A 2,155-nucleotide genomic window follows, 5' to 3' on the forward strand; every position below is an offset into this window, starting at 1 on the left:
GATCCCCGTGAAAAAGAGAAAGCGCGCGCCGAGGCGTCGGAGGACGACGTCGAGGTCCGTATTCACGAACCCGCTGTAGGTCTGCTTCTTGATGACCCAGTCGTTCTCGCCGGGGGCAAGCTCGGCGACGGTCTGCGCAGCCCACGTGCCGTCGATCCCCAGTCCGCGTTCGAGATCCGGATCCGCCTCCCACTGCCGGGGATTCGCCTTGCGATACCAGGGTGAGTCGGGGCCCGGCCACAGGCGTCGGTCCGCCGGCAGCACCATTTCGGTGTATACGACGGGGACACCGACATCGTGTGCGCAGTCGACTACCTTGCGGATGGGCGCGATCACCTTCTGCCCGTGGCTGAAATCCGTTCCGACCAGGTCAAAGAACCCGCCCGGTTTGCAGTCGTAGTTCTGCATGTCGATAACCATGAGCGCAGCGGCGCGCGGGTCGAACTCGATCGCCTCGGGCTCCGCGGGGAGATGAATCATGCGATCAACCTCGGGCCGTCGTTTCGATCTCGACGAGCTTCCCTTCATCAGAGTACCCGTCGACAAACGCATATTCGACGAGCGGCGGCGCCTTCGGCACCGCGTCGCGCAGGACACCATCCAGTGCCGTGAGCGCCTGGCTGCGATGGAGGAAGCAGGACATACGCTCCACACGGTCCCAATCCGTTCCGGCGTCCCGAAGAGACTCAGTGATGTGCCCGACGATCTCGTGCACCTGCTCGGACAACGTCGCTCGGACGGACGTCACGCCGGACAGGAAGACGAGCGAGTCGAGCCGAAGAAAGCGCAACGGGACGATGGGCGGATCGTATTCGTGCAGATCCTTGGGGCCGACGGCGGGGCTGGCGCGCAGCGCGACCACATCGAGGGCAACCCTCGCACCCGACGAGAAAACGTCGGGCGCGATGAAGCTGGAGCTGACGGACCGCGCGGCCCCGTCGAAGATGCGTCGGCGCTCGCGCGAGGCCTCATTTCGGCTGGCCCGGTCTGTTGCCCACAGTCGCGTGCGCACCGTGTCACCGAGGGCCAAACCGTGGCGATTCAGCTCGTGCTCCATCTCGCGCACGATGCCCTGCAGCTCGTCCCGCACGGTGGCGCACCGAGGCGCCTCGCCAGTCAGGAACACGAACTCCCTGCCCAGCCAACGCGTGATGGTCAAGCGCATGTGAACCTCTCGGAATTCCGTGTGGTCGCTCCCAGACAAACGCATAATAACCCTGCCCGCCCGTCGGCCGCAGCAGCCGCGCCGCTCGCCGAGGGCGACGAGCTGGAGGTCCACCGGAGCGCCCAGGGTTGCCAGGAGGAGTCGCCGACGATGCTCTACATCATCTACCAGATCGACAAGCCCGGCGGCGCGGCGATCCGTGCTCAGCAGCGCGACGCCCACTTCGCCTATCTCGATGCGCACGAGGATATCCTGGTCCTTGGCGGCGCCATGCTGGCGGACGACGGAGTCACCCGCACGGGCAGCGTCCTGATCGTCAACGTGCCGAGCAGGGAAGATGCCGAGCGTTTCTCCGCCGAGGAGCCGTTTCGCACGGCGGGGCTCTTTCAGCGCGTCGAGATCACGCGGATGCGGCGCGGCCAGTGGAATCCGGCCGCGGCGCCGAAAACACCGGAGGGCGAGTAATGCGCACCGTTCAGGCATCGAACTGCAACCGTCGCTCACACCGCCAGCTCATCGTAGTCGCCTCACTCCTCCTCCTATGCGGATGCTCGACCAGTCAGCGGGGCGCCGGAGCGGATCGGTCAGCGGGAGAGCCGTCCTCGCCGCCAACGTCTGCGCGCACGCTTCGGATCGCTTTTCAGGGATTCGAGGAGCCGAACGGCGGCGTCATCAACTACGGAAGCGTTGGCGGATTTGACCCGCTCGAGCATTTCCTGGTCTTTCACGCGAGCCTCACCGTGTACACGCCGCAGGGGACGCTCGTACCCCGCCTGGCGGAGAAGGTTCCGTCGCTCAGCGATGGCGATTGGCAGGCCTTTCCAGACGGCACGATGACCGTGACGTGGAAGATTCGCGCAGACGCGACCTGGCACGACGGCACTCCCCTGACCGCATCGGACTTCGTCTTCGGATACAAGATCGTGCGGGACCCCGACATCCCGGCGTCGCGACCTCCGTGGGCAAGCCTCGTCTCCAGCGTCGAAGCGA

The 2,155-nt window shown here is 65.8% G+C and carries 4 protein-coding genes; 2 read left to right on the forward strand and 2 right to left on the reverse strand.

From position 1 onward, the window contains the following. Together VFC51_13125 and VFC51_13130 are read right to left on the reverse strand one after the other, a co-directional pair. Positions 1-480: isochorismatase family cysteine hydrolase (locus tag VFC51_13125; protein ID HZT07967.1), on the reverse strand; the 480-nt coding region annotated here is incomplete at its 3' end. A 4-nt stretch (positions 481-484) separates the two neighbouring features. Continuing rightward, on the reverse strand, positions 485-1,165 hold the full coding sequence (locus tag VFC51_13130) for a hypothetical protein (GenBank protein HZT07968.1): 681 nt from the start codon (positions 1,163-1,165) through the stop codon (positions 485-487). Between the two features lie 150 nt (positions 1,166-1,315). Between VFC51_13130 and VFC51_13135 the strand changes: the two genes are divergently transcribed. Next, a complete protein-coding gene (locus tag VFC51_13135) occupies positions 1,316-1,630 on the forward strand; it encodes a YciI family protein (GenBank protein ID HZT07969.1) in 315 nt (104 codons plus the stop codon). Continuing rightward, the coding region (locus tag VFC51_13140; protein ID HZT07970.1) for an ABC transporter substrate-binding protein at positions 1,630-2,155 on the forward strand (526 nt) is incomplete at its 3' end. The genes VFC51_13135 and VFC51_13140, both read left to right, overlap by 1 nt.

Source organism: Chloroflexota bacterium (assembly GCA_035652535.1).
GTDB lineage: Bacteria > Chloroflexota > UBA6077 > UBA6077 > SHYK01 > DASRDP01.

What these genes read in the sequence shown, in the direction of transcription:
- VFC51_13130 (HZT07968.1), bottom strand. Translation starts at nt 1,165, where the DNA reads ATGCGCTTGACCATCACGCGTTGGCTGGGCAGGGAGTTCGTGTTCCTG.
- VFC51_13135 (HZT07969.1), top strand. Translation starts at nt 1,316, where the DNA reads ATGCTCTACATCATCTACCAGATCGACAAGCCCGGCGGCGCGGCGATC.